This is a genomic window from Castellaniella sp., from assembly GCF_041675725.1.
Classification (GTDB): domain Bacteria; phylum Pseudomonadota; class Gammaproteobacteria; order Burkholderiales; family Burkholderiaceae_B; genus Castellaniella.
In genome coordinates, this window is record NZ_JBAYTI010000100.1 from 1 (window position 1) to 6,667 (window position 6,667).

At 68.2% G+C, this 6,667-nt stretch carries 5 protein-coding genes and 2 pseudogenes; all 7 read left to right on the top strand.

What is annotated here, in order from left to right:
* Positions 1-191 (top strand): annotated as a pseudogene (locus WCZ84_RS13370) (glycerol-3-phosphate ABC transporter substrate-binding protein); the annotation flags it as partial.
* Positions 192-373: 182 nt separating this feature from the next.
* Positions 374-1,339, top strand: a complete 966-nt coding sequence (locus WCZ84_RS13375) for a TcpQ domain-containing protein (RefSeq protein ID WP_372686776.1) — start codon at positions 374-376, stop codon at positions 1,337-1,339.
* Positions 1,336-3,021, top strand: a complete 1,686-nt coding sequence (locus tag WCZ84_RS13380) for a hypothetical protein (RefSeq protein ID WP_372686777.1) — start codon at positions 1,336-1,338, stop codon at positions 3,019-3,021. Before WCZ84_RS13375 ends, WCZ84_RS13380 begins: the two co-directional genes overlap by 4 nt.
* A 3-nt stretch (positions 3,022-3,024) precedes the next feature.
* Positions 3,025-4,293 carry a hypothetical protein gene (locus tag WCZ84_RS13385; protein ID WP_372686778.1) on the top strand — a complete coding sequence of 423 codons (1,269 nt, stop codon included), beginning with the start codon at positions 3,025-3,027 and terminating at the stop codon, positions 4,291-4,293.
* Positions 4,277-4,801, top strand: coding sequence for a hypothetical protein (locus WCZ84_RS13390; RefSeq protein ID WP_372686779.1), 525 nt, complete (start codon positions 4,277-4,279; stop codon positions 4,799-4,801). Before WCZ84_RS13385 ends, WCZ84_RS13390 begins: the two co-directional genes overlap by 17 nt.
* The gene (locus tag WCZ84_RS13395) at positions 4,798-6,483 is read left to right on the top strand and encodes an ATPase, T2SS/T4P/T4SS family (protein WP_372686780.1); all 1,686 of its coding nucleotides are present in this window, start codon (positions 4,798-4,800) and stop codon (positions 6,481-6,483) included. The genes WCZ84_RS13390 and WCZ84_RS13395 overlap by 4 nt, the downstream gene beginning before the upstream one ends.
* Positions 6,480-6,667, top strand: a pseudogene (locus tag WCZ84_RS13400) (hypothetical protein); the annotation flags it as partial. The gene WCZ84_RS13395 and the pseudogene WCZ84_RS13400, both read left to right, overlap by 4 nt.

Genomic DNA, 6,667 nt, shown 5'->3' on the forward strand with positions numbered 1-6,667 from the left:
GGGATCTGGTTGCCCCCTATGCCCAGAAATCGGCGGTGACGGCGCAGGGCTTTCGCATCAACAACTATCCAGCGATCCGCTCGCGCTTCCAGCAGATCATCGATACGGCGCTCGATGGCCAAGAGCCCGCCGTGACGGCGCTCAGCACGGCCGCCGCCGAGGGCAATCGCCTGGTGCGCCAGGCCGAGTAGGCAGGGTTTCGCGGCCTTACGGCCCAGTCGGAACCCCACGGCTCAGCCGGTCGGCGCCCTGCCCGTCGCATCCCGCCGATGCGGCGGGCAGGGTGGAGCTTTTTATCGTTTCGTAGTTTCCAGTCTGGAGCGCGCTTCCTGTTCGGGTGACCATGCACCCAAGAGCAGACAGGAGGGCGGGCATGTTCAAGATCTGGGTCGCAGGTTGTTGCATAGGGGGGCTGGTGGCGTGCACCGGCCCGGGGCATCGGGCCTGGTGGCGCGAACTGCCGGCGCCGTCCGGGCCGTTGGCCGAATACCGCTTCGATTGGGAACTCTCCGGCGATCCAGAGCTGGCACCGCTGCAGGTGTTCGATGACGGGCGCCACACCTGGCTGCAATATCCCGTAGACACGCCCGTACCGGCGGTGTTCGAGCGTCATTCGGGTGGCGACCGCCTCCTGTATCCCGAGCGCGAAGCCGGCTACCTGCGCATCCAGGGCGTGCCGGCTCATCTCGTCATACGGGGTGCCCAGCAATGGGCGCATGCCAGGCGGGCCGGCAGCGCCCCGCCGGTGGCCGCTCAGGCCGCACCAGAATCCGTGGCCGCCTCTGCGGCGGCGTCACCGTTTCCAGCCAGCGCGGCAGCGGCTTCCCCCATCCTGGGGGTACCGGCTCCAGCCCCAACGGCATCGTCCGTGGCCCTCGCGGCGCCGGCCCTGTCAATGCCGGTGGCCACACGATCCGATCCCATACAGCCAGTCGCCACGCAACCAGCGGCTACGCCACCCGCGGCCACGCAACCCCCAGCCATGCAACCCGCAGCCACGCAGCCGACCGTTGCCCGACCGGTACCGCCTCAAGCCGGGCCGGACGCCGGTTTTCGGGTGGCACCGGCCGATGGCACCTTGCGCAAGGCGCTGGCGGGCTGGGCGCACGATGCGGGCTGGGTGTTCGATGCCGAGCACTGGGCGGTCGATGTAGACATCCCCATCGCCGGAACCGCCGTGTTTCCAGGCGCCTTCAAAGAGGCCGTACGCAGCGTGCTGGCGGCGACCGAACTGGGCGACCGGCCTCTCCAGCCCTGTTTTTACGCCAACCAGGTGTTGCGGGTCATTCCGCTGGCCCAGCGCTGCGATCGCACGGCCGCCCCAGGAGACGACGCATGACGGCCCCAGCCCGCATCGCGGCCGCGTGGCGCCGTTCAGTAGGCTCCGCTCCGGGGCGGCCAGCCGGGGCGTGGGCCCATCGTGTCCGCGTCCACTGGCCTCTCATCTGCAGCCTGTGCCTGCTTCCGGTGCTGACGGGCTGCAGCCTGCCCGAGCGGCTGCGTCAGGCAAGCCTGGCGTTCGACCAGGCGGATGCCAAGGTGGTGCAGGGGCATGCCCGCTTCGTGGCTGGCCGGTCGGCAGCGGGCCGAAACACGGTCAGTCAGGACATCGACAAACCCTGGATCGCGGGTCCGGCCCAGCCCCTGGCGCGCGAGCTGACTCTACCCGCGGTGCTGCGGGGGCGCGTGCAGACCACTTTGCTGTTCGCCGAGGGCTCGGATGACTTGCGCCAGGTGGCCCGCCGCATCACCGCCGTCACGGGGATTCCCGTGCACGTGCGCCCGGATGCCCTGTTGCCGGCCGCGCAGTTCCTGCCGCGCATGATCGGCGATCAGGCGGGCGGGGCCCTGGGGCTCCTCGAAGACCCCGGCCCGATCGGCTTGTCCGACGGTCCGGCAGCGCTGCCGCTGATCCTCGATCGCTTGGCTGCCCATCTGGGTGTGCATTGGCGCTACGGGCAGGGGCGCATCGAGTTCTACCGCACTGAGACGCGGGTATTCAACGTGCGGGCACTCACCCTCGATGCCAGGGCCCAGGCCTCGCTGGGGCTCGGTCGCGGGCATGCCGAAGGCGGCTTCGTCAGCGCCTCCAACACGCAACTGAGCAGCGGCGAGCTCGACACCATGAAGACCTTGCGCATGCGCCTCGAGGCGTTTTTGTCCCGGGCAGGTGTCCTGGTCGTTGAACCGGGCGCGGCCGCCAATATCGTCGTCACAGACACGCCTGACGTACTCGAGCGGATCGCGCAGTATCTCGATCAAGAAAATCGGGCGCTTACGCGGCGCGTCCGGCTGGTGTTCGAAGAGCTTACTATCGCACTCAATGAACAGGCTCAAGCCAGCCTGGACTGGAACCTGGTGTTTTCCGGCGCTCACTTGGCTGCTCACTTGGCGGTTCCTGGCCTGGCCACTACGCCGGCCGGGCAGCTTGGCATGCAGGCGGTGCGGGGCAAGTTGACGGGCAGTGAGGCGGTGATCCAGGCCCTGGGTGAAACCGTCACGTTGGTGCGCCGCAGCAGCGTGCCCATGCTGACCCTGAACCGGCGCCCGGTCACTCATGCCGTGCGTACCACGTTTTCTTATATCGACCGGATAGAAACCACGCCGGTCACGGGCGCCAGTGGTCTTGCGGTGCCCGCCATCTCCGTCAACCAAAAAGAAGAAACGGTCGGGTCGCTGCTCACGCTGGTGCCCGATGCGCAGGAAAACGGGCAGATCCTGCTGTCTCTTGCCTATGACAACACGGTGGCTCAGCCCTTGAAAACCGTCACGTTCGGAGACAAGGACAACCCCCTGCAGCTGCAGCAGCTCACCATCGAAGGCAATGGCACGGTCCAGCAGCTGGCCTTGCAGCCGGGCCAGCCTCTGGTCGTGTCCGGGTTCGATCGGCGCCAGTCCGAGGCCGCGGAACGGCGGTTGGGCCCAGGCCTGCCGGCGCTGTTTGGCGGGGGTGATCAGCTCCAGGCGCAGCGCTTGGCCACTGTGCTGATCATCACCGCAGAAGTCGAAGAGGGGCTTTGAATCATGCGCGCCGCCCGTGTCCTCCAGATCGACCAAAAAAACCTTTTGTGCGGGCTCGACTGGATTCCGATTCTGGCTGAGTCCACATTCAGCCGCGCACAGGCACGTCGCCTGGGCGCCAGTCTGCAGGTCTGGTCCGGGCAGCCCGCGGCGGCGCTGGGGCTGGCCCGCGGCGTGCCGGCGCGGGGCCGTTACTGGTCTGCCGCAGACCTCTGGGCACGCTTGCATCCAAACGCATCCAGGGCGTGCATTCTGCCGCTCGACGAGCAGGTATGGCATGTGCTCGCCTCACACCAGGGGGTTGCTCTGGTGCGTGCGGACCGCAGCTTTCCCAGCCTCGAGCTGGCCCAGGCGTCGGTTGATGCCATGCGCCTGGCTTGCCCTGGGCTGGAGCAAATCCCCGAGCCCGATGCGCCTGGGGTGCATGCGCTCCTGCAGGGCCTTGCACGCATGGCCACGCCCGGCCTGGCGATGAAGCCGGTGCGCGGATCCCGTGTGCGCCGGCTTGGGGTCGCGGCAGGGGTGGCGCTGGGGGCCGCCGCATGGCTGCATACACAGGCGGCGCCAGAGCCGCCCGCCCTGGATGGCGTGGCGCCCGAGCTGCTCTGGCGGCAGGCATTCGATCAGGCACTGGCTGACCGCCCTGTACAGGGTGCCGCGGGTACGCAGGCGCTCTTGCAGGCGCTATACAACCAGCCCGTGCGCCTGGCGGGTTGGGATCTGCTCGAACTGCACTGCCAGCCCCGTTCCGGGGGGCTCACGTGGTCCTGCAGAGCCGATTATCGGCGCCAGGCCCAGGATGCCGACAATCGTGGTTTTCTCCAGCATGCACCCAGTCCTTGGGCTCTGGATTTTTCCAGCCTCGATACCGTGCGTGCTCTGTGGTCGTTCGCCGTTCCAGCCCATGTGGCCCGGCCTGCGGCGCTGCCTGCGGCACAACTGGTCACCCGGGACTGGGCCAGTGCCTTGCAGGCCAGTCTGCCCGCCTTTCATCGTTTGCACCTCGAGCCGGCCCGCAGCCTTCCGCTGTTAGCGCCGCTCGATGCGCGGGGCCAGGCGCTGACGGGGCCTCCTGCCGGCCTGCCGGCCATTTCGCTACGCCGGCTGCAGGTGGAAGGTCCGTTGCGTTCAGGGTTTTTGCTGGCGCCCATGTCCGACTCTGTTTCCTGGCACAAGGTGTCCCTGGTCGTCGCCCCGGGCGTGCGGCCCGATGTGCGCACCAGCCGGCTTACCTTGCGCATGGAGGGCGACATCTATGAAATCGGTTCGTGAATTTTTTCTTGGCAGTCTGGTGGTCTTGTGCTGCTGGCCGGCGCCGGCTCAGGCAGGGGGGGCGGCGGCCCAGTCCGTGCCGCAGGCAATCGGCGGCGTGCCGCCTGAAGCGCAGGGCCCCTTGGATCAGGGGCGGGCGTCAGGCGCGGGGGCAGAGCCTGGCGCGCGCGCCTGGGAGACCCAATCGGTTCGCGAGCTGATGCAAGAAGACCTGCGCGAGGCCCTGAGCCGGCCCCGCGCGCAAGGCGGTGCATCCAGCGTATCCGTACCCCTTGATCAGCCGCGGCTGGTGGCGCTGTATGGGGTGGGCTCGGCGCTGCTGGCCGAGGTGCACGTGGATCGTCATGCCTACCTGTACGTTCGTGGGCAGCCCTGGCCGGCCGGGCACGTGGGCGATCCCGGGGTATTCCAGCTGCGCGGCATGAATGGTGCCTGCATACAGCTTGAGCGCGGGGCAGACCGGCACTCGCTATGCCTGAGGATGCTGCTGGGCGAGGCCCGGCCATGAAGCCCTGGCGCACCCTCGCGTTGTTCCTGGCCGATGACGCGCATCCATTCGACCCGGCTTGTGCCGGTACAGTGGCCCATGCCGCCGATCTTGCCGCTTTGCGCCCCGGGATACGGCGGCTGCTGAGCCGCGAGTATGGGGTCGAGCAGCTGGCCGACCGCATTTGCCCCGTAGAGCGCGACGACGGCACGGTCAGCGTGCTGGCCCGCGCGGATCACGTGGGCAGCGACCAGGCAGACGCCCTCGAACGCAGCCTGGTGGGCCATGGGCGCAGGCTGTCCGAACCTTCGCGCTATGTGCTGCCGGCACCCCTGCTGCTTGCGCTGGCGCGCAAGGGCATCGACCGGGCGCCGTCGATGGCTGCCGATGAACGCACGCCGACCGCGCTGGCCGCCGTGTTCCAGGATTTGGTCGAGTGGGGGGTGCGCCATCAGGCGACCGATCTGCATTTGAACATCCTTCAGGATGCCGAAGAATCCGAAGTGCGCTACACCGTCATGGGCCGCTACGTGGCGCCCGAGCGGTTTCGCCAACTGCCCACGGCCCTGCTGCTAGATGCGCTGTCGGTGGCCTGGATGGACATCCAGGGCGGCAATGGCGCGGTCTTCGATCCCCTGCTCGAGCAACAGGGCATGTTGGTGCGGCAGGTCGATGGGCGAAAGTACGTACTGCGTTGGGCGTCCCTGGCGGCCGAGCAGGGCCCGAGCGTGTGCCTCAGGTTTCTTGTCCGGGATGCCGCCGGGCCATCGGTCGACCTGGCCTCCCTCGGTTACCGGGTCGACCAGATCGCCTGTTTCGATCGGGTGATGCGCTCAGAGGGGGGCGCCATCATCCTGGCCGGGGCCGTTGGCTCGGGCAAGTCCACGACGCTGGCCACCCTGATCCGCCGCCTGCCAGAGGACCGCAAAGTCATCACCCTCGAAGAGCCCGTCGAATATCGGATCCAGGGGGCGGTGCAAAACAGCTTCAGCCGCAATCTCGACCAGGACGCGCACGATCAGTACGCGGCCAAGTTGCGCACCCTCAAGCGTTCGGCCATGACCGACGTCCTGCTCGGTGAAATCCGCGACACGGACAGCGCGCGGGCTTTCATGGACCTGGTCGGCTCGGGGGTGAACGTGTACACCACCGTGCATGCATCTTGCGCCCGCACCATCATCGACCGGCTGGCGTCAGACTTCATCGCCATTCCGCGCGACTTCCTGCTCACGCCCGGCATGCTCAAGCTCATGGTGCATCAGGTGCTGCTGCCACGGCTGTGCACCGCCTGCGCGCTGCCGCTGAGCGTGCACGAGCTGACCCGCCAGGCGTCCGGCACGCCACCCGCATCGTACTGGCGGCAATGGCTGGGCTGGGTGCAGCAGCTGTGGTCGCTGGATGCGGCTCACGCCCGCCTGCGCAACCCACGGGGGTGCCGGGTTTGTCGCGTGGGGGGCTTGCCCGAGCTGCACGGCTACGCGGGCCGTACCATTGCCGCCGAGTTCCTCGAACCGGGCCTGCCTACGGCCGCGCTCGCCGATACCTCGGCGTATGTGCCCGACCGCGACGCCAGTGCCTTGGCTCATGCCATGCAGAAGGTGGCGCAAGGCTGCGTGGATCCGCGCGACGTGGAGCCACGCTTCATGGCTTTCGAAACCATGATGCTGCGCCTGGGGCTCGTACCCGGGAAGGCGCTGCCATGATCCGCCGATCCAAGTGGCGCGGGGCCAGGGGCCCGCTGGCCAGGTCCCGTGGGCTGACAGGGCGCTTCCCGGGCCTGGACGTCTGGCGATTCGCTGCGCACCGGGCAGATTACTACGACTATCTCCAGGCCGTTCTCAGGGGCTCGCAGGGGCGTCTGACCATCCGCGAACTGTTCGACCGCGA

What these genes read in the sequence shown, in the direction of transcription:
- WCZ84_RS13375 (WP_372686776.1), top strand. Translation starts at nt 374, where the DNA reads ATGTTCAAGATCTGGGTCGCAGGTTGTTGCATAGGGGGGCTGGTGGCG.
- WCZ84_RS13380 (WP_372686777.1), top strand. Translation starts at nt 1,336, where the DNA reads ATGACGGCCCCAGCCCGCATCGCGGCCGCGTGGCGCCGTTCAGTAGGC.
- WCZ84_RS13385 (WP_372686778.1), top strand. Translation starts at nt 3,025, where the DNA reads ATGCGCGCCGCCCGTGTCCTCCAGATCGACCAAAAAAACCTTTTGTGC.
- WCZ84_RS13390 (WP_372686779.1), top strand. Translation starts at nt 4,277, where the DNA reads ATGAAATCGGTTCGTGAATTTTTTCTTGGCAGTCTGGTGGTCTTGTGC.
- WCZ84_RS13395 (WP_372686780.1), top strand. Translation starts at nt 4,798, where the DNA reads ATGAAGCCCTGGCGCACCCTCGCGTTGTTCCTGGCCGATGACGCGCAT.